At 66.8% G+C, this 22,261-nt stretch carries 21 protein-coding genes; 13 read left to right on the plus strand and 8 right to left on the minus strand.

Translation table 11 applies throughout. From position 1 onward, the window contains the following. Window positions 1-77: 77 nt before the first annotated feature. Together EYS21_RS19580 and EYS21_RS19585 are read left to right on the plus strand one after the other, a co-directional pair. Window positions 78-1,946, plus strand: a complete 1,869-nt coding sequence (locus EYS21_RS19580) for a dynamin family protein (protein WP_242633525.1) — start codon at window positions 78-80, stop codon at window positions 1,944-1,946. Further along, on the plus strand, window positions 1,943-3,430 hold the full coding sequence (locus tag EYS21_RS19585) for a dynamin family protein (RefSeq protein ID WP_131134912.1): 1,488 nt from the start codon (window positions 1,943-1,945) through the stop codon (window positions 3,428-3,430). The genes EYS21_RS19580 and EYS21_RS19585 overlap by 4 nt, the downstream gene beginning before the upstream one ends. Here the strand turns inward: EYS21_RS19585 and EYS21_RS19590 are convergent. Both EYS21_RS19590 and EYS21_RS19595 read right to left on the minus strand, forming a co-directional pair. Continuing rightward, window positions 3,427-4,074 (minus strand): hypothetical protein, encoded by a 648-nt coding sequence (locus EYS21_RS19590; protein WP_242633520.1) that lies wholly within the window; start codon window positions 4,072-4,074, stop codon window positions 3,427-3,429. The two genes, EYS21_RS19585 and EYS21_RS19590, sit on opposite strands and share 4 nt — an antisense overlap. Window positions 4,075-4,079: 5 nt before the next feature. Then, complete coding sequence (locus EYS21_RS19595; protein ID WP_131134913.1) at window positions 4,080-4,469, minus strand: PLD nuclease N-terminal domain-containing protein; 390 nt, start codon at window positions 4,467-4,469, stop codon at window positions 4,080-4,082. 57 nt (window positions 4,470-4,526) lie between these two features. On the opposite strand from EYS21_RS19595, the gene EYS21_RS19600 reads away from it, so the two are divergent. Further along, complete coding sequence (locus tag EYS21_RS19600; RefSeq protein WP_131134914.1) at window positions 4,527-4,883, plus strand: DUF4229 domain-containing protein; 357 nt, start codon at window positions 4,527-4,529, stop codon at window positions 4,881-4,883. On the opposite strand, the gene EYS21_RS19605 is transcribed toward EYS21_RS19600, so the two are convergent. The 4 genes from EYS21_RS19605 to EYS21_RS19620 form a co-directional block, all read right to left on the minus strand. Then, window positions 4,880-5,761 carry a 1,4-dihydroxy-2-naphthoate polyprenyltransferase gene (locus tag EYS21_RS19605; protein WP_131134915.1) on the minus strand — a complete coding sequence of 294 codons (882 nt, stop codon included), beginning with the start codon at window positions 5,759-5,761 and terminating at the stop codon, window positions 4,880-4,882. The genes EYS21_RS19600 and EYS21_RS19605 overlap by 4 nt on opposite strands. An 80-nt stretch (window positions 5,762-5,841) precedes the next feature. Beyond that, complete coding sequence (locus EYS21_RS19610; RefSeq protein WP_242633521.1) at window positions 5,842-7,050, minus strand: AMP-binding protein; 1,209 nt, start codon at window positions 7,048-7,050, stop codon at window positions 5,842-5,844. A 12-nt stretch (window positions 7,051-7,062) separates the two neighbouring features. Further along, a complete protein-coding gene (locus EYS21_RS19615; RefSeq protein ID WP_131134916.1) occupies window positions 7,063-8,091 on the minus strand; it encodes a 1,4-dihydroxy-2-naphthoyl-CoA synthase in 1,029 nt (342 codons plus the stop codon). A gap of 21 nt (window positions 8,092-8,112) precedes the next feature. After that, on the minus strand, window positions 8,113-8,553 hold the full coding sequence (locus EYS21_RS19620) for a VOC family protein (protein WP_131134917.1): 441 nt from the start codon (window positions 8,551-8,553) through the stop codon (window positions 8,113-8,115). A 291-nt stretch (window positions 8,554-8,844) separates the two neighbouring features. On the opposite strand from EYS21_RS19620, the gene EYS21_RS19625 reads away from it, so the two are divergent. Genes EYS21_RS19625 through EYS21_RS19640 form a run of 4 tightly spaced genes read left to right on the plus strand, consistent with a single transcriptional unit; the run spans window position 8,845 to window position 13,831 of the window. After that, entirely contained in the window at window positions 8,845-10,122 is a 1,278-nt protein-coding gene (locus EYS21_RS19625) for an extracellular solute-binding protein (RefSeq protein ID WP_131134918.1), read from the plus strand. Between the two features lie 4 nt (window positions 10,123-10,126). Next, window positions 10,127-11,071 (plus strand): sugar ABC transporter permease, encoded by a 945-nt coding sequence (locus EYS21_RS19630; RefSeq protein WP_207307830.1) that lies wholly within the window; start codon window positions 10,127-10,129, stop codon window positions 11,069-11,071. 3 nt (window positions 11,072-11,074) lie between these two features. Beyond that, complete coding sequence (locus EYS21_RS19635; protein ID WP_207307831.1) at window positions 11,075-11,992, plus strand: carbohydrate ABC transporter permease; 918 nt, start codon at window positions 11,075-11,077, stop codon at window positions 11,990-11,992. Window positions 11,993-11,995: 3 nt separating this feature from the next. Further along, window positions 11,996-13,831: a hypothetical protein gene (locus EYS21_RS19640; RefSeq protein WP_207307832.1), complete on the plus strand. Its 1,836-nt coding sequence runs from the start codon at window positions 11,996-11,998 to the stop codon at window positions 13,829-13,831. A gap of 74 nt (window positions 13,832-13,905) precedes the next feature. Here the strand turns inward: EYS21_RS19640 and EYS21_RS19645 are convergent, their stop codons facing one another. Together EYS21_RS19645 and EYS21_RS19650 are read right to left on the minus strand one after the other, a co-directional pair. Further along, the gene (locus tag EYS21_RS19645; RefSeq protein WP_131134919.1) at window positions 13,906-14,667 is read right to left on the minus strand and encodes a CPBP family intramembrane glutamic endopeptidase; all 762 of its coding nucleotides are present in this window, start codon (window positions 14,665-14,667) and stop codon (window positions 13,906-13,908) included. A 109-nt stretch (window positions 14,668-14,776) separates the two neighbouring features. Continuing rightward, entirely contained in the window at window positions 14,777-15,403 is a 627-nt protein-coding gene (locus EYS21_RS19650) for a TetR-like C-terminal domain-containing protein (RefSeq protein WP_131134920.1), read from the minus strand. A gap of 104 nt (window positions 15,404-15,507) precedes the next feature. On the opposite strand from EYS21_RS19650, the gene EYS21_RS19655 reads away from it, so the two are divergent. From EYS21_RS19655 to EYS21_RS19680, 6 genes are all read left to right on the plus strand, one after another. Next, the gene (locus EYS21_RS19655) at window positions 15,508-16,302 is read left to right on the plus strand and encodes an SDR family oxidoreductase (RefSeq protein ID WP_131134921.1); all 795 of its coding nucleotides are present in this window, start codon (window positions 15,508-15,510) and stop codon (window positions 16,300-16,302) included. Between the two features lie 76 nt (window positions 16,303-16,378). Continuing rightward, window positions 16,379-17,236: a PhzF family phenazine biosynthesis isomerase gene (locus EYS21_RS19660; RefSeq protein WP_131134922.1), complete on the plus strand. Its 858-nt coding sequence runs from the start codon at window positions 16,379-16,381 to the stop codon at window positions 17,234-17,236. Window positions 17,237-17,440: 204 nt separating this feature from the next. Continuing rightward, window positions 17,441-18,424 (plus strand): metal ABC transporter substrate-binding protein, encoded by a 984-nt coding sequence (locus EYS21_RS19665; RefSeq protein ID WP_131134923.1) that lies wholly within the window; start codon window positions 17,441-17,443, stop codon window positions 18,422-18,424. Continuing rightward, window positions 18,421-19,236, plus strand: a complete 816-nt coding sequence (locus tag EYS21_RS19670) for a metal ABC transporter ATP-binding protein (RefSeq protein ID WP_242633522.1) — start codon at window positions 18,421-18,423, stop codon at window positions 19,234-19,236. The genes EYS21_RS19665 and EYS21_RS19670 overlap by 4 nt, the downstream gene beginning before the upstream one ends. A gap of 3 nt (window positions 19,237-19,239) precedes the next feature. After that, the gene (locus EYS21_RS19675) at window positions 19,240-20,115 is read left to right on the plus strand and encodes a metal ABC transporter permease (RefSeq protein WP_207307833.1); all 876 of its coding nucleotides are present in this window, start codon (window positions 19,240-19,242) and stop codon (window positions 20,113-20,115) included. A gap of 310 nt (window positions 20,116-20,425) precedes the next feature. Next, complete coding sequence (locus EYS21_RS19680; RefSeq protein WP_131134924.1) at window positions 20,426-22,156, plus strand: ABC-F family ATP-binding cassette domain-containing protein; 1,731 nt, start codon at window positions 20,426-20,428, stop codon at window positions 22,154-22,156. Window positions 22,157-22,261: the final 105 nt, after the last annotated feature.

Here is a 22,261-nt window from a genome sequence, read left to right on the forward strand (position 1 = left end):
GCCTGGCAAAGACGCCAGACCCGGCAGGACCGGCAAGGCCCTCGACGCCCCCCACGGCGGCACAACTGGCAACGCTTGTGGAACAGGGCATCGAACTGGTCAGCGCCGGAGACCGTGCCGACCTGCGCAAGCGCCTGGACCAGACGCTGCGCAGGCTCCGGGATCCAAGCATCCGCGTCATAGTGGTGGGTGAATTCAAGCAAGGCAAAAGCAAGCTCATTAACGCTCTGGTCAACGCCCCGGTGTGCCCTGTCGACGACGACATTGCCACATCGGTGCCAACGCTGGTCCGGCACGGTGATCCGGCGTCGGCATCCGTCCTCCTGCCGCGGGCTGACGCCGAACCCGGCGACGAGGCGGCCCTCGAACGCCAGCCGGTCAACATCTCCGAACTTGCCACCTACGTTTCCGAACGCGGAAACCCCGGCAACGCCAGGAAACTCGTGGCCGCCGAAGTCTTCCTGCCACGCAAGGTGCTGGCAGGCGGCCTGACCGTCGTTGACTCGCCGGGAGTTGGAGGCCTGGGGTCCAGCCACACCCTGACCACCCTTACGGCGTTGCCCACGGCAGATGCCATGCTGCTCGTTTCGGATGCTTCCCAGGAATACACCGAACCGGAGATCAGGTTCCTGAAGCAGGCCATGCGGATCACTCCGAGCGTGGTGGGTGTGCTGTCGAAGACCGACCTCTACCCGGAATGGCGCAGGGTTGCCGACCTGGACCGGGGCCACCTCTCCCTGGTATCGCCCGACATCCCGCTTTTCCCGGTTTCCTCGGATCTCCGCCTGGAAGCCGCCCGGCTGCAGGACGGCGAACTCAACACGGAGTCCGGCTTCCCGGGCCTGATCGGCCACCTCCGGAACGAAATCGTGGGGAAAGCCGAACGGATCCAACGCCGCTCGGTGAGCCAGGACCTCCTCTCCGTCACTGACAACCTCCGCCTGTCCCTTCAGTCGGAGCTGGCGGCACTGGAGGACCCGGAAGGAACACCCGCGATGATCGCCGGGCTGGAAGCTGCCAAACTTGAGGCCGACGACCTCCGCAAGCGATCAGCGCGCTGGCAGATCACCCTGAATGACGGCATCGGTGACCTGATTGCCGACATGGAATACGACCTCCGGGATCGACTGCGGCGGATCCAGCGCGAGGCCGAGACCGCCATTGACCTGGGCGACCCGGGTCCCACCTGGCCACAGTTCTCGAAATGGCTGGAGGAATGCGCCGCAGCCGCCATTTCGGACACGTTCGTCTGGACCAGCGAACGGTCCCAATGGCTGGCAGCACAGGTGGCTGAGCACTTTTCCGAGGAGGAAGTGGCTCTCCCTGTGCTGCGCGTATCGGACACCGGGGACGCTTTGGATCCCGTGGACGACATGCCCCGGCTGGACGACGGGAAGATCCATCCAATGCAGAAGGTCCTGATCGGTATGCGCGGGTCCTATGGCGGTGTACTGATGTTTGGCCTTCTCACCGGGGTTTTCGGGATGGCCCTGATCAATCCGCTGTCTGTCGGCGCTGGACTGCTGCTGGGCCGCAAGGCGTACCGGGAAGACAAGGAAGCCAGGCTCAAGCGCCGGCAGGCCGAAGCCAAGGCACTGGTCCGCCGCCAGCTGGACGACGTGGTGTTCCAGGTGGGAAAGCAGCTCAAGGACCGGCTCCGGCTGGTTCAACGCTCCGCCCGCGACCACTTCACCGAAATCGCTGAAGAGCATCACCGTTCGCTTTCCGACTCTGTGGCCGCCGCGCAGAAGGCGGCCACAACGTACAAGCTGGAAAAGGAGATGCGGATCCGGGACATCAAGGCTGAGCTCAAGCGTGTGGATGCCCTGCACCGCATAGCAGAGTCGGTGGCGGCCGAGCCGGCAGTGGCCAAAACGGCGACGGCCAAAGCAACAGCGAAGCCAGCGGGCAGCCAGGCCGCCCCTGCAGTGGTGGCGGCCGGATGAGGGAGGCTACCAGCGCCGGAGTGGCTGACCTGATCCAGGAGGCCCGCGCCGTGTACCGCGATGACCTTGCGGCCACGGCAGCCCTGGAAGGCTACGCCACAAGGCTTGCCGAGCCGCTGCGGGTGGCAGTGGCGGGAATGGTGAAAGCCGGCAAATCAACCCTGCTCAACGCCATCATCGGCGAGGAGATTGCGCCCACCGACACCGGCGAATGCACCCGCATCGTCACCTGGTACCGGTACGGGCACTCACCCCGGATCACCCTCTACCCTGTGGTCGGTGAGCCGCGTACGCTGCCCCTGAAGCGCGTTGAGGGGCGGCTGGTATTCGTCCTGGGGACTGAACGTGCCCAGGACGTGGAGCGGCTGGTAGTGGAGTGGCCCTCGGAGAGCCTGCGGGCCGTCACCCTGATCGACACCCCGGGAATCGCGTCCCTGTCCGAGGATGTTTCTGCCCGGGCCGTCAGCTTCCTCACGCCAGGGGACTCGCCCTCCGAGGCCGACGCGATCATATACCTGATGCGGCATATGCATGCCTCCGACCTCCGGTTCCTGGAGTCGTTCCGGGACACCGAAGCTGGCCGGTCCGGCACGGTCAATGCCCTGGCCGTGCTGTCCAGGGCGGACGAGATCGGTGCGGGTCGGATCGATTCCCTGCTTTCTGCCGGGGATATCGCCGAGCGGTATCGCCGGGACCACAGCCTGCGAAAGCTGGCATTGGGGGTGGTCCCGGTGGCTGTCCTCCTGGCGCAGAGTGCCCGGAGCATGCGACAGTCCGACTTCGAATCGCTGGCCGTCCTTGCCGGCATGGACCGGGCGGCCCGCGAGAAGCTGTTGCTCTCCGCGGACAGGTTCCTGCGGGCCGGCGTGCCGGAGGGCCTCGGCGCCGAAGCGAGGGCCTCGCTCCTGTCGCGGTTCGGGCTGTTCGGGATCAGGCTGGGTGTGGTCCTGATCCGGGCGGGGTTCACGGATCCCACGCCGTTGGCGCACGAACTTGCCAGGCGCAGCGGCCTTGACCCGCTGTTGGCGATGGTGGACCGGCAGTTCCATGCCCGCGCCGACGCACTGAAGGCACGTACTGCGTTGGTCGGCGTGGAAACCCTGCTCCGGACCTCGCCGCCGCCAGAGGGCGCAGGACACCTGGCGGCGGCACTGGAACGGCTCCAGGTCAACGCCCACGAATTCCGGGAGTTGCGCCTGCTCGCTGCCCTGCGCACCACCGGAACGTCCCTCAACGACGATCTGGCTTTCGAAGCCGAGAGGCTGATCGGCGGGGCGGGCACCGCGGCGCACCTCCGGCTGGGCCTCGAACCGGAGGCCACGCCGGAGGCGGTTACCGCCGCGGCCCGCGAATGCCTGCGCCGCTGGCGGCTGGTGTCGGAAAGTCCTTTGACGGACCGTTCAGGGCAGGACGTATGCCGCGTGGTCATGCGCAGCTGCGAAGGCGTCCTCGCCGGGTTCGCCGCCCTGCAGCTGAATCACTAGCCCTGCTTCCGCGACCGCAGCCAGGCATTGCTGGCAGGCATGAACAGCAGCACCAGCCCCACGAATGCCATCAGCATCTGGGCCCCCCACAGCAGCCAGACATAACTGCCGCCGTCGCCCTCGGGAACAAGGAAGGCCTCCGCCACCAGCACCGTGCCCACATGGACGAGCAGCAGCGGGATCATCAGCCAGCGGACCCAGCCCTGCCGGCCGTTGAGAATCGCCAGGGCGGCCGCTTCGAGGAGGATCACCAGCAGCATGGCGCCCATGCTGCCCCAGAAGACAATCGCCGAAGCGGCCGTCAGGGCATCGGCGTCGCCACCGGGCGCCATCCCATCCACTACTGCCCGCAGCCGTTCCAGGTGTGAATCACGGGTCAGGAAGGAACCTGCGAGCACGGCGAAACCGGCGACGAAGCTGAACACCCAGAGCGTTCCGGCCGCGCGGATTGAGCGCGGCGTGGGAGGCGCCACCACAATGGGCGCCGGCGAGTAATGGCTCAGGCCCGGACGCGGCGGCGCGGGCGGGCCGGAAGGCCGGGAAGGGGCATGCTGGGCGGGACCTGGTGACGCGGCTGGCTCACCTGACGGGGGTGCGGGCCGGGTGGTCCGCAGCTGCTGTTCTCCGTCCGGTTCGGAAGCCACGGGTGCTACTTCCGTTCGTCGGTATCGTGCGTGTCAGCATCCCCGCTGCTGGCATCGCCGTCGGCCTTTCCCTTCGCCTCAAGATCATCTTTGAGCTTCTTGAGGCGCGCCGCCTCGGCCTGGTTGCGCCGCCTGGCATCGAGGTTGCGGAGGAAGTCGGGGTCGTCGTCAGGAGACGTGGGGTGGCTGTAGTTCTGCCGTGCCGGGGCGTTGCCGCGGGGGCGTCCGATCAGGAGCCACAGGAGGGTGCCTATCAGCGGCAGGACAATCACTACGACAATCCACGCCGGTTTGGAAATGCCCCGGGTCAGGCGTCCGTCAGTGCGGATCACGTCCACCAGGCCATACACATAGATGGCGAGTACTGCGACGGCAAGAACCACACGGAAGAGCATGTCGTTAAGTCTATCGTCCGGACGGGGCGGGCGTTCAGGCAGGACGGCTAAACTTGGATGGTGGCTTTCCTGAAATACTCCCTGATCCGGCTGGCGCTGTTCGCGCCGCTCTTTGTGCTGTTCCTCTACCTGGGCCTGGGGGCAGTGATGTCCGTCATCTGCGCCGCCGGCATCGCGTTCGCGGTCAGCTACCTGTTCTTCCAGGAACAGCGCGACGACGCCACCGCGGCCATGCGCCGCCGGTTCACCGGGAAGGCCAAGCCGCTGCGCACCGCCGGCGAGGTGGACGACGCGCAGGCCGAGGACGCCCTGGTGGACAGCAACCCGGACGTCACCATCAGCACGGATGCCAAGCCGGCAGGCCCCAATCCCGTGGAATCCAAGCCCCAGGAACCCAAGGGCACCAACAGCTAGAAGCCGTGGCTGAGCACCAGTCCCAGTGAGAACAGCAGGCTGTAGCCGAGGTTGATCAGGCCGGTCTGCTTCAGCACCGGGATGAGGCTCTTGCGCTTGCGTCCGTTGATCATCAGCCAGGCCGGCATCAGGCAGGCGGGGATGAGGAGCAGGACGATCAGCATCCACGGACGCCCCGGCGCCAGGATGATCACCAGCAGGATGGCCACGGCCAGCATCAGCACGTAGCTTTCCCGGGCATGCTTGTCGCCGAGGCGCACCGCCAGGGTTTTCTTCCCGGCCTGGATGTCGGTGGGGATGTCCCTGACGTTGTTGGCCATCAGCAGGGCGCAGGCGATGAGTCCCGTCCCGATCGCGCCGATGATGGACGCGAGGTTGATCTGTCCGGCCTGTGTGTACGTGGTGCCCAGCGTGGCCACCAGGCCAAAGAAGACGAACACAAAAACGTCGCCCAGGCCCATGTAGCCGTAGGGGTTCTTGCCGCCGGTGTAGCCCCAGGCGGCCATCACGCAGCCCAGTCCCACCAGGATCAGCCACCAGCTCTGGGTGATCACCACCAGCACCAGGCCCACCACCATGGCGGCGGCGAAAGCGCCGAAGGCCGCGTACTTGACGTGCTCGGGCTGTGCGGCGCCGGACCCGACGAGGCGCAGCGGTCCCACCCGGTCCTCATCCGTGCCGCGGATGCCGTCCGAGTAGTCGTTGGCGTAGTTGACACCGATCTGCAGGAGCAGCGCCACGAGCCCGGCAAGGATAGCGTTGAAGAGCAGGAACGAATCCATTTCGAAGGCTGCCGCGGTGCCGATCAGCACCGGGGCGATCGCCGCGGGCAACGTGCGGAGTCGGGCGCCTTGGATCCATTGTGCGGCTGTGGCCACGGTAAGTACCTCGTGTTGGGTCGGGGTTCGGCGAATCGGTGACGCACCTGCCGCGAAGCCGCGGCCGGTGCAGGACTACTTTACTTTCCCTGGTGCAGGGAGTTGAGCCGGCCGGTCATGGCCAGGCGGTCGGGCTTGCCGTTGGGCAGCATCAGCAGCTCCGGGGCGGTAAGCACGGTTTTGGGTGCGAGGAGCCCCAGCGTCCGGTGCCATTCCTCTTCAAGGACGACGGCGGGATCCCCGCCGGACGCGGCGTCCTCTTCGGAGCCGGGCAGGACAGGTCCGCCGAGCCCCGGCAGGACGGCCACGTAGGCGGCCACGGCCTGGCCCCATTCAGTGGACGGGACACCCGCCACAAAAGCTGCCCTCACGCCGTCGGACTTTTCCAGCTCAGCCTGCACATGCGCGGCGGAGACCTTGACGCCGCCGGTGATGATCACGTCGTCTGCGCGGCCCAGGACCGTGAGCCGGCCGTCCGCGTCGAGGCTGCCGAGGTCGCTGGTGCGGTACCAGCGGACGCCGTCCTCCTCGAAGAAAACATCCGCGGTCTGGTCCGGGGCGCCCAGGTATCCGGCGGCGATGGTGTCGCCGCCCAGGAGGATGTGGCCGTCCTCGGCGATCCGGACGGCTGAGCCTTCAAGCGGGTAGCCGTCGTAGATGCAGCCGCCGCAGGTTTCGGCGGAACCGTACGTGGTGAACACGCGGACGCCGGCTTCGCGTGCCGCGTCCAGGAGCTGCGCTGACGCCGGGGCGCCGCCGAGCAGGACGCCGTTGAAGCGCCGCAGCGCCGCCAGGGTTTCCGGGGACGGGTCCTCCAGGAGCCGCTGCAGCTGGGTGGGGACCAGGGAGGTGTAGCGGTGCTTGTCCGTCAGCTCCAGGGCCGCCGCGGTGAAGGCCTCCGGCGTGAAGCCGTGTGACATGTCCATAACCCATGGGCGGGTACCGGCGAACAGCGAACGCACCAGCACCTGCACGCCGGCGACGTACTGCACCGGAAGGGCCAGGAGCCACTGCCCCTCACCCTTGAGCGCGAAGGCGGTGGCCATCGAGGAGGCCGCCAGGGCTTCCACCGTGAGGATGGTGGCCTTGGGGGTCCCGGTGGAGCCGGAGGTGCGGACCACGGCCACGGCGTCGTCGCAGCCGGGGGTCTCCACGTGGCCCACCACCAGGCCGCCGTCGTCGCTGACGGAAAGCTCGACGGCGGGTCCCTCACCGTGGAGGGCGGCCGCCAGCGCCTTGAGGGCGGGGTCGATGTCTACGGGGCCAATATTCATGGGTCCGATGTTCATGGGAGTCCTGCCTTAGAAGTAGTGCGGGAAACGGGACCAGTCGGGGTCGCGTTTTTCCAGGAACGCCTCTTTGCCCTCCACGGCTTCGTCCGTCATGTACGCCAGGCGGGTGGCTTCGCCGGCAAAGACCTGCTGGCCGGCCAGGCCGTCGTCGGCGAGGTTGAAGGCGAACTTCAGCATCCGGATGGCCTGCGGGGACTGCCGGGCGATGTCGGCGGCGTAGTCCAGTGCAACGTCCTCAAGCCGTTCGTGGTCCACGGCCTCGTTCACGGCGCCCATCCGGACCATGTCCTCGGCGGAATATTCGCGCGCCAGGAAGAAGATTTCGCGGGCGGACTTCTGCCCGATCTGGCGGGCCAGCAGCGCCGAGCCGTAGCCGGCGTCGAAACTGCCCACCGTGGCGTCCGTCTGCTTGAACTTGCCGTGCTGGCGGGAGGCGATGGTGAGGTCCGAGACGACGTGCAGGGAGTGGCCGCCGCCCGCCGCCCAACCGTTGACGACCGCGATGACCACCTTGGGCATGGTGCGGATCAGCCGCTGGACTTCCAGGATGTGGAGCCGGCCGGCGCGGGCGGGGTCGATGGTTTCCTGGGTCTCGCCGTCGGCATACCGGTACCCGTCCCTGCCCCTGATCCGCTGGTCCCCGCCGGAGCAGAACGAGTGGCCGCCGTCCTTGGGAGAGGGGCCGTTGCCGGTGAGCAGGACGGTGGCCACGTCCGGAGTCATCCGGGCGTGGTCCAGGGCGCGGTAGAGCTCGTCCACGGTCCCGGGGCGGAAGGCGTTGCGGACCTCGGGCCGGTTGAAGGCGATCCGGACCGTGGGCAGGTCCCTGGTTTCCGAGCCGGTCCCGGTGGTCGAGCCTGGGCCCACAACCACAGGGGACCCCGGCCGAGCTTGCGAGGATGGGGAGTGGCTGGGGAGCGAGACCCGCTCCACCTGGCGGTGGTACGTCATGTCCTGGAAGTCGTCAAAGCCGGACACCGTGCGCCAGCGGGACGGATCAAAAACGTCGGACACCTTGGCGGGGAATTGGTTGCTCACCGGACAAGTCTAGTAATCGGCTCAGCTGATGCAGAACTCGTTCCCCTCGGGGTCCGCCATGGTGTGCCAGGAATGCGGCCCCTGGCTGGCACTCCAGAGGAACGTCGCTCCCCGGGCTTCGAGCTCGCGGCGGACCTCGTCCTTGTCCCGGCCGGCCAGGTCCACGTCCCAGTGCACGCGGTTCTTGACGGTCTTTCCTTCGGGCGCGGTCTGGAACAGGAGGCGCCGTTCCGGCTTGGCCGCGTCGAGCTCCTCGGGCGGGCGGATGGCGCAGCCGTCACGCCACACGAGCCTGCCGTTGTGCACCAGGGTCTGGTCCTCCGTGGCGAACCCCTGCTCGATCATGGACCGGATGAAGCCGTCGTCCTGCGGCTCCACCGCCCACTCCAGGGTCTCGGCCCACCAGTCCGCGAGGGCGTGGGGGTTCCTGCAATCCGTGACGATCTGAATGTTCAGTCCCATGCGTCCAAACTACGACGGCGGCGGGCCGGCCGGTAGGGGAGGAGAGGAAGCAACGCGGAGTCACTCCTGGCCCAATAAGAGGCTCCCATTGGGCCAGGAGTGACCCCGCGTTGGAATATATAACGTTGGAAAATGTGAGCACGTTATCTTGACATATTGTCATGACATGGATCACAGTTGGGGGAGGAAAGGCTTTTCCGAATCGTTGGCAATGCGGCCTTCAGGTCCGCCGCCAGCATCTTCCAGCCATGCCCCGCAGGCACGGCACGCATCGTGAGACAGGACAGAGCATTGTCAGAGCAGACAAGAATCTCCAGCATCAGCCGCAGGCAGTTCGGACTGACGGCCTTTGGCCTCTCAGCAATCGCCGTCGGTCTTTCAGCCTGTGGGGGCGGCGGAGGCGGTACAACTGACGGCGGGGCCAAGACCCTTCAGCTGGTCCTTTCAGGCGACACCAACCAGGGCGGGGCGTTCGCCGCAGCCGCCGCGAAGTACAAGGAAGCCACAGGCATCACCATCGAGGTGGTGGACGTTCCCACCGCGGACATCACCACCAAGCTCAAGAACGCCGCCACCGCCAACGACCTCCCGGCCCTGGCCCGCGTCACCGGCCTCGACCCGCTGTGGGTCAACCAGCTCCAGGACCTCACGGACATCGCCAAGTCCCGGAACATCGACGAAAAGTTCCTGCAGGAAGCCCCGGACGGCACCATCCCGGCCATCCCGTCCGACCTCACCGCCGTGGGGCTGTTCGTGAACAAGAGCCTCTTCGCCAAGGCCGGCGTGGCGTTCCCCACCGCCATCGAGGACGCCTGGACCTGGGATGAGTTCGTCGCGGCCGTCAATGAGGTCCGCGAAAAGGCCGGCGCCAAGTACGGCGTGGTCATGGACCGCTCCGGCCACCGCCTGCGCGCCATGATGTACGAGTTCGGCAGCAGCGCCTTCGCCAAGGAAGGCGACAAGTACGCAGCGGACGACGAGGCCGTGGAGACGCTCGAGTACTTCCAGAAGCTCAACGACGACAAGACCATGCCCAAGTCCGTCTGGCTCAGCGGCGAGGACGGCAACGCCATGTTCAAGAGCGGCCAGGTTGCCGCGTACTACTCCGGCAGCTGGCAGGTTGCCGACTTCAACAAGAACATCAAGGACTTCGAGTGGATGTCCGTGCCCCTGCCCAAGAAGGAAGCCAACGCCACCAACCTTGGCGGCGGATTCATGATCGCCTTCAAGGACACCGGCGCTGATGAGGAAGCCAAGAAGTTCATCGAATGGTTCTACGACGACGCCAACTACACCGAGTTCGCCAAGCTCGGCGGCTACCTGCCTGTCAAGGCTGACCTGAAGGTCGACTACCCGTTCCAGCAGTCCTCCTTCGAGCTGTACCAGAAGCAGATTGCCGGCAACGAGGCCAAGGGTGACAACGCCATCAAGCGTGTGGTGGCCGAGGCCTACGCCGAGACACCATTCTCCGGGGACCCGCTGCGTGAGGAAACCGTCAAGATGCTCGGCGGCAGCCAGGACGCCAAGACCACGGTGGCGAACATCGTGAAGCTCTACAACGGCGCTTAAGCCCGTGGCCAATCCAACCCTGAGCTCCACGGTGACGCCGGGGACGCCCGGCACGGGCGCCGTGCGGAGCAAATCCCAGATGAAGCGGCACAACCGCTACGTCATCGCCCCGCTGGTCCTCATCGGCGTCAACGTGGTGCTCTTCCTGGTGTTCTTCGTCTGGCCCGGAGCGCTCGGACTGATCTACTCCTTCACGGACTACCGTGGTGTGGGCAAGCTGAACTTCATCGGCCTGGCCAACTTCCAGAAGCTTTTCGCGGACAGCACGTTTTATGCCGCCCTGAGCCGGACCTTCCTCTATACGGTGTTCTCGGTGCCGCTGGTCTACATCTCCTCGCTGGGCATTGCCGCGCTGCTGGTCAGCAAGGCCACCAGGGGGCGGACCGCCGCGAAGGTGATCATCTTCCTTCCCTGGCTGATCTCCCCGATCGTGGTGGGTGTCATCTGGAAGTGGATGTTCGGCCAGGACTTCGGTTTTGTGAACTTCGTGATCTCCACGCTGGGCGGCAGCCCGGTGCCGTGGTCCAGCAACGGAAACCTGGCGCTGATGGTGGTCATCTTCGCCTCGGCCTGGGGCGGTACCGCGTTCAACATGCTGCTGTTCATCGCGGCGCTGAAGAACATCCCTGAGGCGCTGCTGGAGGCGGCCGAGCTGGACGGCGCCAACGCGTGGCAGCGGTTCCGGCACGTCACGCTGCCGGGCATCGCGCCGACGTCGTTCATGGTCATCCTGCTGTCCACCATCCATGCCATGAAGGAGTTCGCCATGATCCAGGCGCTGACCAACGGCGGCCCCGGCACGGAGAACACCCTGATCGTCCAGTACATCTACAAGACCGGCTTTGAGCAGTCCAAGGTGGGCTACGCGAGTGCCGCGTCGATGGTGCTGATGGTGGTCCTGCTGGCCATCGCGCTCATCCAGCTGCGCTTCAACAAGAAGAAGGGCTGACCCATGGCAACCGCTGCCAACCTGCCTCCCGCCGTCGCGGAAGAGTCCGCCCTCGGCGCCGAGAAGGCCGCCGCCGGCACCGCCAAACGCAACAACAGGGAAGGCCGGACCAAACTGTCCGCGCCCCTGACCGGTGTGCTGTGGCTGATCGTGGCCATCTACGCGCTGCCGCTGCTGTGGTTCGTGCTCAGCTCGTTCAAGCCGGGCAGCGAGCTGTTCAGCTATCCGCTGTCCATGATTCCACGGGAATGGACTTTCCAGGGCTTCGTGGACGCGTGGGAGCGGGTGGACTTTGCCCGGTACTTCCTGAACACCGCCACGGTGGCGCTCGTGACCACCGTGCTCACCGTGTTCTTCAGTGCCTGCACCGGCTACGCGCTGGCCAAGTACAACAACAAGGGCACCCGGCTGTTCTTTGTCTGCATCCTGGCCACCACCATGCTGCCCACCGAGGTGATCCTGAACCCGACGTTCTCGGTGATCCGCGACCTCGGCCTGTACAACTCGCTTGCTGGCATCATCGTGCCCTCGGTGCTGACGGCAACGGGTGTGTTTATGTTCCGCCAGTTCTTCCTGACAGTTCCGGATGACCTGCTGCATTCGGCCCGGATCGACGGTGCCAGCGAGCTGGCCATCTTCTTCCGGATCATGCTGCCGCTGTCCAAACCGATCCTGTTCACGCTGGCCATCTTCTCCTTCCAGTGGCGCTGGAACGACTACATCTGGCCGCTGATCGTGCTCAACGACCCCAAGTGGTACACCCTCCAGGTGGCACTGCGCAGCATCGTGGGTGCGGAGAACATCGACTGGCCGGTGCTGCTGGGCGCCTCGGTGATCTCCATCCTGCCGCTGGTGCTGGTGTTCGCCGTGTTCCAGAAGTACGTGCTCAACGCCGACGTTTCGGCCGGCCTGAAGGACTAAAGAGTGATCGTTGTGAAGGACGGGATTGTGAACCAGCCGCAGGCAGTGGCCACCGACGCCGGTTTCCTTGGCGGGCTGGTGCAGGCCGCGGACGCCTACGTGGACGCGCTGCTGACGGCGGATGACGGCGGCGTGGCGGCCCTTCCGCACCGCGCCGCCATGAGCAGGCTGCTGGCCCTGGCCACGGTGTACACGGAACCGGCGTCCGCGCACCGCGGCGCCCCGGAGCTTCCCGCGGCCATGGCCGCCTGCGTGGCGCGGCTGGAGCACCTGCAGGGGCCCACCGGCCTGTTCGACGGCACCAACCTGAGCTCTCCGCCGGACTCGGCCTTCACCATCAACGACGCCTGCATGGCGCTGGAGATCATCGGCGCGGCCGGGGACGGCGGGGTTGACGACGGCGGGGCGGACGGCGGCCTGGCAGACGTACGACGGCGGCTGCGCGCCGTCGTCGGACGCATCACTGACGCGCTGGTCACCGGGGGAGTGCACACCCCCAACCACCGCTGGGAGCTGTGCGCCGCACTCGCACGGATCCGTGCGCTCCAGGAGCGCGAGGGCAGGCCCCGGCCGGAGATTTCGGAGCGCATCGGGCAGTGGCTGGCCGAGGGGATCGACCAGCTGCCGGACGGCATGTATTCCGAGCGGAGCCCGCTGTACGCCACAGCGGTCACCAACCCGTCACTGCTGGCCATCGCCGACTACGCCGGCCGGCCGGAGCTGCTGGAACATGTCCGGGGAAACCTGGCCGCGTTCCTGCCGTGGTTCAACGCGGACGGCAGCACCGAGTCACTGTTCTCGCGCCGCCAGGACCAGTGGTTCACGTTCAACGGCGAGGCCTTCCAGCTGCTGTACCGCCGGCTGGCCAACCAGGACGGCCGTGCGGATTTTGCCGCCGCGGCTGCCTGGCTGCAGCAGTTCCCGCTGCTGGAACCGGCCAAGGCGCTGGCCAGGACACGCCTTGATCCGTGGCTGGGGCTCGAGCTGCCTGCTGCGCCCGACGGCGGCCTGCCGCCCGTCATGGCACCGGCCCGCGCCGCCCTTGCCAGCTCCGGGATCCACCGGTTCCGCTCGGCCGGAAACGTGGTGACCGTGTACGGCGGCTGCGACGAACTGGTGCCGGGCGTGGTGTCAGGGCTTTCGAGCAACCCCACCTTCCTTCGCCTTGCCCACGGCGGTGCGGTCCTGACCGACGTTCGGCTCTCGCGCAGCTTCTTTGACCTGGGCCCGTTCCGGAGCCAATCGGTCAGCGTCGGTTCCGATCCCGGTGCCGGTGCCGGTACCGTCCGCCTGAGCGAGGAACAGCAGGCGAACTTTTACCTGCCCCTGCCGGCGGATAAGCACCGGGAGGACGGCGTCTACACTTTGGGCCATGAGGGCCGCTTCAGCGCCAGCATGGACTTCGGCCACCGGCCCACGGTGGAGCACCGGCTGGCCACGGCCATCACCGTGCACCCGGCCGCCGGCGCCGGGGGCGATGCCGTGGAGCTGGAGCTGGACTTCGACGGCGCCGACACCTCGTTCGCGCTCGAGCTGACCTTCCGTCCCGGTGGCGGGCTGACCGGGGTGGCGGGTCCCGCCGTCGTACCTTCCGGTGCTGCCGGTGGAGGGGCGTTCCAGCTGACGGCCGGGACGGGAAGCTACCGGGTGGGGGACGACGTCATCGAGTTCGGTCCGGGCATCGCCGCGGACCCGGACAACCCGCCGGTGTACAACCCGGGCGAGGCCTACCGCTACCTTGCCGGGACCAACGCGACGGACGGCGTCAGGGTCTACATCACGGGCCGGACCCGCGGCACCCACCGTTTCACGTTGCGCGGGCGGAGCCTGCCGTCCTAGCCAAAGCAACGCGGGGTCACTTTTGGCCCCTAAACACCCCATTTATGGGCGTTATCTGACCCCGCGTTGGTTGTTCAGGCCTGGACCTGCTGGAGCTGCTCGAACAGCTCCGGCGGGATGGCGTAGATAAACACCACCGCCAGGAGGTTCTTGGCGGCGTGCACAAAGTAGGAGAACATCAGGTTCTTCCCGGTCCACACGTACACAAACACCAGCGTGGCGCCCATGGCCAGATAGGGGAGCAGGGCCGTGAGCGTAATGGCCTCCTGGCCCGCTATGTGGATGCTGGCGAACAGGATCACGGACAACGCGCAGCACACCCAGATGTTGAGGCGGCGGCTGAGCTTGCCGATCAGCAGGTGCCGGAAGATGTACTCCTCCACAAACGGGCCGATCACCACAAGCACCGGAATCATCAGCCAGGCCGGGACCTGCTGCATCAGCGCCTGCAGTCCCGCCTGGTTCGCCGAGGTCCGGACGTCGCCGCCGGCCGCCACCACGAGGGCGGTGAGGATCATCATGGCCACCACCGCCGCGGGCACCATCATCAGCGTGAACCACGGACGGGTGGCCAGGACGCGGAGGTCACGGGCCACCACCCGCCTCGCCGCGAACAGGGCCAAGGTGCCCACGCTCCCGTAGAAAACCAGGTTGATCCCGTACGACGCCACGGCAGGGCTGGGGGCCAGTTGCCGCAGGAACGGCAGGAGCAGCTCCCCGGCCAGGGCGAAGAACGCCGCCACCGCCACATAAAGGCCCACGGTGCCAAAATCGAGGCCGGTGAACCGGTACAGCCCAGGCTGCGGTGCTGGTGGTCGCCGGTGTGTCGTGGTCATACGTTCAGCCTAGCTCCCTACTTCCCACCTGTTGATCTAACGTTCTTGGTTGCCTGGACGCCGGCCCGGTCTCACGACTCATGACGCCGGGTTCAACTCGCGGAGCGGCTCATGCACCGACTCCCGGGGCTTCCTGGGATGCCGGTATGCCTGCGATCATTCCCGCCCACAAAAGGTCGGTTGTCGCGATGGTCAGGACGTCGATGGCTGTTCCTTCCAGGAGGTTGCCCGCGGCCAGTACAGCGGCTCCGTGAAGGCTCACGAAGCAGACGAGCGCGAGCATCTCGCAGTCGCCTGAGGCCAACTCCCCGGCGTCCTGTGCTTCAGCGATGAGTGCCCTGGCAACGCGCATGCCGTCTTCGCCGATGCTGCGCAGTTCATCGCTGGCATCGGGGTGGTGCTTGGTGGAGTGCATCACGGCCAACAGGACCGGGTGGGAGACGGCAAAGTCCACATAGGCGCCGGCGATCCGGACAAAGCGTGACCGCTGATCTCCGGCAGCTTCAGACGCTCCGATGATGCGTGCGTTCATGGCGCGGAAGCCGTCAAGGGCGAGGGCGTCCAGAAGGGCCTGCTTGTCACGGAAATGCTTTCCGGGCGCAGCGTGGCTGACGCCCAGGTCACGCGCGAGCTGCCGTAGGGAAAGCCCTTCGACTCCTGCTTCTTCGATGGATTCCGTTGCACGGGCGAGCAGCGCCTCGCGGAGCTTGCCGTGATGGTAGGACTGATCGGTCATGCCATCAGTATAACCAGAATGTAGTCATTGACAACAATGTAGCCAATGCCTACTATGTTGGCATTGGCTACATAAAGTAGCCGCAACACGGATCGGATTCGAAAATGACCACAACCATGACCTACACCGGAACCACGGCACTCATCACTGGAGCGAGCTCCGGGCTCGGCGCCGAGTTTGCAACACGATTTGCAGCGCGCGGCGCAAACCTAGTGCTGGTCGCACGGCGGACAGACAGGCTTGAGGATCTCGCCCGGAAGCTGCGCGTCGCCCACGGCATTTCAGTGACTACGCTCTCGAAGGACTTGAGCCGTCCGGGAGCCGGTGCGGAAGTCCGCGACGAGCTCGCCGGCCGGGGCATCCGCATCGACACATTGATCAACAACGCGGGCTTCGCCACGAGCGGACCCCTGGCCGAGGAAGACCCGGCGGTCATCGCCTCGGAGATCTCCCTTAACGTGGCCTCTCTTGTTGACACCACGCGGGCATTCCTCCCCGAGATGCTCGCCGCCGGGAAGGGCGCACTTGTCAACGTGGCCAGCACTGCGGCCTTTCAGCCGGTGCCAGGGATGGCGGTCTACGGAGCGACCAAGGCCTTCGTCCTGAGTTTCACCGAGGCGGTGGCACATGAAACGAAGGAATCCGGCCTTCGTGTGCTCGCGCTCTGCCCCGGGGCTACCCGGACCGAGTTCTTCGAGGTACTGGGGAGCCAGGCCGCCGCGGTGGGCCGGCTGCAGAGCGCCACCGAGGTCATCGACACCGCCCTGCGCGCTCTCGACCGCCGTACCACACCCGTAAGCGTCGTCTCCGGCTGGGGAAACCGCGTGCTTGCCGGAATGGCCCAGCGCCTCCCGCGACACATCTCCCTCGCCATCGCCGGCCGGGCCGTACGGGACTAGTGCTACAGTCGCATTTTCCTTCGCCCTGTTGGCCGCCACCGCCCCCATTCTTCTACAACCCCTGGAGGATGCAGCAATGAATCAGACTTCTGTTGTCCTGCGTTATGCCGCCTTTACCACGACCCCTGAAGGAGGAAATCCGGCGGGTGTCGTGTTGGACGCAACCCGCCTCGACGACGCACAGATGCAGGTCATCGCGGCCGATGTCGGATACGCGGAAACGGTATTTATCACCGAGGCAGCCGTTGACGGAGACTCACGACGAAACCGTGTGCGGTACTTCTCCCCGATTGCCGAGGTGCCGTTTTGCGGCCATGCCACAATCGCGTTGGCTGTCGCCCTGTCGAGGCTTCACGGTACTGGAACGTTCATGTTCGATACGGCGGTGGGGCCAGTCTCGATCGAATCTGCAGGCCGGGGAGCTGACCTCACGGCATCCTTCACAAGTGTGGAGCCTCGCGTCGCCGAGTTTCCAGCAGGCGTTCTCGACACTCTGCTCGGGTTGCTAGGCGTGGGTCGGGACGAATTGCACCCCGCCTATCCACCGCTGCTCGCCTTTGCCGGAAATTGGCATCCAATACTGGTCTTCGCTGATCGAAGGACCTTTGACTCATTCGTGTTCGACCCGGATCCCATGCGCACGCTAATGGACGCCCAGGGCTGGGCCGGTACCGTCACGACGCTCTGCGAGATCGGAGCGGGCGAGTTTGACTCGCGCAATCTCTTCCCGGTAGGCGCCATCACTGAAGATCCGGCGACCGGTTCGGCTGCCGCCGCTTTTGGCGGATACCTCCGCCTGCTTTCGCTTGTGGAACCACCCAGCCGGGTGGTGGTGCTCCAGGGGAGCCATGTTGGCCGCCCGAGCAGACTCACTGTTGAGGTTCCTCCGTTCGGCGGGATTCTCGTGCGCGGGGAAGCCGTCGAGATCGCTTGAGTAGTGTGAGACTTCTTTGGACCTGAAAGGCCCGGCCAATGCCGGGCCTTTCGGCCTTTTGCGACCGGACCATGGCTGGACTGACCGGAGTGGAGGCTCGCTCGAGCCCAACGGCTAACAGTCACGCAACGAGGGGGAGGGGTCGGAAACGTGCGCCGGGCGTCACATTGCGGGGCCGGTTCGGCGTCCCGTAGAATGTTCGGCATGCCTAACTTTCCGTTTCGGCGCGCCAAAGTAGCCGCCCGAACATTCGCCCGGACATCGGCGGCGTTCCGCGCTGCCGGCGCTTCCGCCGTCGTCCTCCTATCCCTGACTCTTGCTGCCTGCGGCAGCGGCTCGGGCGGTGGTGCCGCCGGCGGCGGCGACAAGCCCGTGGTCCTGACCACCTTCACCGTGCTGGCCGACGTCGCCCGGAACGTTGCCGGGGACAAGCTCACCGTCGAGTCCATCACCAAGGCAGGCGCCGAGATCCACGGCTACGAACCCACGCCTGGCGACATCCGGAAGGCCTCCAAAGCCGACCTCATCCTGGATAACGGCCTGAACCTCGAAGCCTGGTTCGCCCAGTTCGTGGAGGGCCTGGACGTGCCCCACGCGGTGGTGAGCGACGGCGTGGAGGTGATGTCCATCAGCGAGGACTCCTACCAGGGCAAGCCGAACCCGCACGCCTGGATGTCGCCCGTGAACGTGCAGATCTACGTGGACAACATGGTGAAGGCCTTCAGCGAGCTTGACCCGGACAACGCCGCGGCCTTCAAGGCCAACGGCGACGCCTACAAAGCCGAACTGCAGGCTGTGCAGGACGAGTTGAAGACCAGCCTCGCCGGCCTCCCGGAGAACCAGCGCGCGCTGGTGACCTGCGAAGGCGCCTTCTCCTACCTGGCCCGCGACGCCGGGCTCAAGGAGGTCTACATCTGGGCGGTCAACGCCGAGCAGCAGGCCACCCCGCAGCAGATCACCCGGGCCATCGAGTACGTCAAAGCCAACCAGGTCCCTGCCGTGTTCTGTGAATCCACGGTATCGGATGCCCCCATGCAGCAGGTGGTCGGCGCCACGGGAGCCAAGTTCGGCGGCGTCCTGTACGTGGACTCACTGTCCGAAGCAGACGGCCCGGTGCCCACCTACCTGGACCTGATCAGGCACGACGCCGACCTCATCACCAAGGCGCTGGCCGGGGCCAAGCCATGAGCACCCCCGCCATCCTGGTGGAAAACGTCACCGTCCACTACGGCGAAGTCCTTGCCCTCGATTCCGCGTCGCTCAGCCTCGATGCCGCCAGGATCTGCGGCCTGATCGGCATGAATGGCTCCGGGAAATCCACGCTGTTCAAGGTGATCATGGGAATGGTCAAGCCCGACGCCGGCACTGTCCTGATCGGCGGACAGTCACCGTCGAAGGCGCGCAAGGAAGGCGGGATCGGCTACGTGCCGCAGAGCGAGGACGTCGACTGGCAGTTCCCGCTGTCCGTCCGCGACGTGGTGATGATGGGCCGCTACGGTCACCAGGGATTCACCCGGCGCCCCTCCAAAGCGGACCGCGCCGCCGTCGACGAAGCCTTGGACCGGGTGGAGCTGGGCGAGTTCGCCGGCCGCCAGATCGGCCAGCTGTCCGGCGGGCAGAAGAAGCGGGCGTTTGTGGCGCGCGGCATCGCCCAGGGTGCCACCATGATGCTCCTGGACGAACCCTTCGCCGGGGTGGACAAACGCTCCGAGGCCACCATCAGCCGGCTGCTGCGCGAACTCGCCTCCGACGGCTGCACCATCCTGATCTCCACCCACGACCTCCACGCCATGCCGGCGCTGTGCGACGAAGCCGTGCTGCTGATGCGCCGGGTCCTCATGCACGGCGCTCCGGAGCTGGTGCTGCAGCCGGAGAACCTGGCCATGGCGTTCGGCCTGGATGTGCTGAACCGCGACCTCCCGGAACCGGACGCGGAGCCCGATGCGGAGCCCGGCTCGGAACCCGAATCCAATGCCGCCCGCGCCGAGAACAGGGGCTGACCCGTGGACCTTCTGGAACTCCTGCTTGAACCCCTCAGCTACGACTTTATGGTCCGCGCCATCGTCACCACCGCGCTCGCCGCCGTCGTCTGTGCTGTCCTCAGCTGCTGGCTGGTGCTGATCGGCTGGTCCCTAATGGGCGACGCCGTCTCCCACGCCGTGCTCCCGGGCGTTGTGCTGGCCTACATCGTGGGGGCGCCGTTCGCCCTCGGTGCCCTGGTGTTCGCGCTGATCGCGGTCACCCTGATCGGGGTGGTCCGCAACACCAGCCGGGTGAAGGAGGACGCCGCGATCGGCATCGTGTTCACCTCGCTGTTCGCGCTGGGCCTGGTGCTCATCTCCGTCACGCCCAGCCAGACGGACCTGAACCACATCATCTTCGGCAACCTCCTGGGCGTCAGCATCCCGGACCTCATCCAGGTGCTGGTGCTGGGCGTCGTGGCGTTCGCCATCCTGATCCTCAAGCGCCGCGACCTGACCCTCTACGCCTTTGACCCCACGCACGCCCACGCCATCGGGCTCTCCCCGAAACGGCTTGGCGCGCTGCTCCTGGGGCTGCTGGCGCTGACGTCGGTGGTGGCGCTGCAGACCGTGGGGGTGGTGCTGGTGGTGGCCATGCTTATCATCCCCGGCGCCACCGCCTACCTGCTGACCGACCGCTTCAACCGCATGCTGGTCATCGCCCCGGTGGTCTCGGCCGTGTGCTCCATCGCCGGCATCTACCTGAGCTACTACCTGGACACGGCCTCGGGTGCCATGGTGGTGCTGACCCAGGGCGTGGTGTTCGCTGCCGTCTACCTCTTCAGCCCGCGGCAGGGACTGATCGGCACGCGGCTGGCGAAGGCGCGGCGCAGGAAAGCTGTGGCCCTGGCCCTATAAGAGGGCCCTGGTTCGCCTGGTTCCGGGGGCCGTTTCGATGGTTCCCTGCACACTCGACGTTCGTCGCCATCGAGCGTGCAGGGAACCGTCGAAATGGCGTACGACGGCGGCACCCGGCGTGGTGCCGCCGTCACCGGCCGTGCAGCTTGACGCCGCGGCGTCGGGCGGGGCAGGCTGGTGCGATGAAGTCCTAACCAGCAGCCCGGCCACGCCGGACTGTTTCCGAAAAACCAGGGCCGCCGTCGAGCGCTGGATGAACCGTCCGGTTCAGCCCCGGCGGCCACACCACGGAACACTGCGAGGACTTCCCTTGACTGAACACCTGAACCTTTCCGACGTCTCCCACAGCTACGGCGACCGCCAGCTCCTGGACCGCATCAGCCTGGTCATCAATACCGGCGAGCACGTGGCGATCGTGGGCGAAAACGGAGCCGGCAAATCCACGCTGCTCCGGATCCTGGCCGGCCTCGAAGCGCCCGACGAAGGTGCTGCCGCCAGCCATGGCCGGGTGGGCTACCTAGCCCAGACCCACGGCCTGCCGGAATCCTTCACCGTCGGCGCGGCCATCGACGCGTCCCTGGAATCGCTGCGGGCCCTTGAGGCGGAGCTTGACCGGCTGGAGGCCGGGCTGGCCGATGCCGAGGACGACGACCTGGAAACCTACGGCCGGCTGCAGACCGAATACCAGCTGCGCGAAGGCTACGCCGCCGAGTCCCGGGTGGAGGCCGCCCTGGACCGGCTGGGCCTGGGCGGCCTGGACCGGAACCGGATTCTGGGGTCGCTCTCCGGCGGCGAACAGGAACGCGTGGCGCTGGCCTGCGTCCTGGCCGATCCCGCGGATATCCTGCTCCTGGACGAACCCACCAACCACCTGGACGCCCGCGGCACCGCCTGGCTGGAGGACCGGCTGGCAGCCCACCGTGGCACCGTGGTGGTGGTGTCCCACGACCGCGTGCTGCTCCGCAAGGTGGCCACCACCGTGATCGAGGTGGACGCCGAGCGCCGTGCCGTAACCCGCTATGGCAACGGCTACGACGGCTACCTCCGCGAGAAGGCTGCCGAACGCCAGCGCTGGGTCCAGCAGTACCACTCCTGGATTGACGCGATGGAGGCCGAAAAACTCCAGGCAGACACCGTGGCCGGGACCATGGGCTACGGCCGCAAGCGCGACGGCGACAAGATGCGCTTCGGCTTTAAAGCAGGCACCTGGCAGAAGGCCGCGAGCAGCAAAGTACGCAACGCCCAGGAACGCCTGCGCCGGCTCGAAGCCAGCCCGGTGGACCGGCCGCCCGTGCCGCTGCGGCTGAACGCGGACCTGGCGGTGGACGCCTCGGGTCCTGCCGGGGCTGCATCCGGGGACCCGGCTGGCGCGGCGCAGGATGCCGCGCCGGTGCTGTCCGCGCGTGGCGTGAGCGTGCCCGGCCGGCTGGGAAACACCGACTTCCAGGCCGGCGCCGGCGAGAAGATCCTCATCACCGGGCCCAACGGGGCGGGCAAGTCCACGCTGCTGTCCGTCCTGGCCGGAACCCTGGAAGCCGCCGGCGGCTCCGTTAAACGGCCCGAACGGATCGGCTACCTGCAGCAGGAACTGGAACTGCCGCAGCGGCCCGCACTCCGGCTGCTGCCCGCTTTCGCAGCAGGCCTTGGCGGAAACATTGACGAGCATGCCGAGGCGCTCCTTCGCCTGGGGCTGTTCCGCACCAGCGAATTCCACGTCCCGGTGGGCAGCCTGTCCGCCGGCCAGCAGCGCCGGCTCGCGCTGGCCCGGCTGCTGCTGGGCGGCTACGGCACCCTGATCGTGGATGAACCGACCAACCACCTGGCGCCGGTCCTGGTGGAACAGCTGGAGGCGGCGCTCGCGGAATTCACCGGGACCCTGGTGATGGTCAGCCACGACCGCGCCCTCCGGGACTGGTTCGCCGGGTGCGCGCGACGAAGCCGCGAGGCACCCGGTGCCCACCAGGGCACCCAGCCCGGGCAGGCCGCCGTCGGGCACTGGTTCCGGTACTCCATGGACAAGGGCGTGCTCGCCCCGGCCTGAGGTCGCCATGCCCGTTTCGACGGTTCCCTGCCCGCTCGACGTCGGCCGCCGTCGTATCCGCAGGGAACCGTCGAAACGGCGCCGCCGGTCCGGGGAGGCCCGGCC

Source organism: Arthrobacter sp. S39 (assembly GCF_004320525.1).
Classification (GTDB): domain Bacteria; phylum Actinomycetota; class Actinomycetes; order Actinomycetales; family Micrococcaceae; genus Arthrobacter.

Coding starts and splice junctions, on each gene's coding strand:
- EYS21_RS19585 (WP_131134912.1), top strand. CDS start 1,943: ATGAGGGAGGCTACCAGCGCCGGAGTGGCTGACCTGATCCAGGAGGCC.
- EYS21_RS19595 (WP_131134913.1), bottom strand. CDS start 4,469: ATGCTCTTCCGTGTGGTTCTTGCCGTCGCAGTACTCGCCATCTATGTG.
- EYS21_RS19600 (WP_131134914.1), top strand. CDS start 4,527: ATGGTGGCTTTCCTGAAATACTCCCTGATCCGGCTGGCGCTGTTCGCG.
- EYS21_RS19610 (WP_242633521.1), bottom strand. CDS start 7,050: ATGAACATCGGACCCATGAATATTGGCCCCGTAGACATCGACCCCGCC.
- EYS21_RS19620 (WP_131134917.1), bottom strand. CDS start 8,553: ATGGGACTGAACATTCAGATCGTCACGGATTGCAGGAACCCCCACGCC.
- EYS21_RS19635 (WP_207307831.1), top strand. CDS start 11,075: ATGGCAACCGCTGCCAACCTGCCTCCCGCCGTCGCGGAAGAGTCCGCC.
- EYS21_RS19645 (WP_131134919.1), bottom strand. CDS start 14,667: ATGACCACGACACACCGGCGACCACCAGCACCGCAGCCTGGGCTGTAC.
- EYS21_RS19650 (WP_131134920.1), bottom strand. CDS start 15,403: ATGACCGATCAGTCCTACCATCACGGCAAGCTCCGCGAGGCGCTGCTC.
- EYS21_RS19655 (WP_131134921.1), top strand. CDS start 15,508: ATGACCACAACCATGACCTACACCGGAACCACGGCACTCATCACTGGA.
- EYS21_RS19660 (WP_131134922.1), top strand. CDS start 16,379: ATGAATCAGACTTCTGTTGTCCTGCGTTATGCCGCCTTTACCACGACC.
- EYS21_RS19665 (WP_131134923.1), top strand. CDS start 17,441: ATGCCTAACTTTCCGTTTCGGCGCGCCAAAGTAGCCGCCCGAACATTC.
- EYS21_RS19670 (WP_242633522.1), top strand. CDS start 18,421: ATGAGCACCCCCGCCATCCTGGTGGAAAACGTCACCGTCCACTACGGC.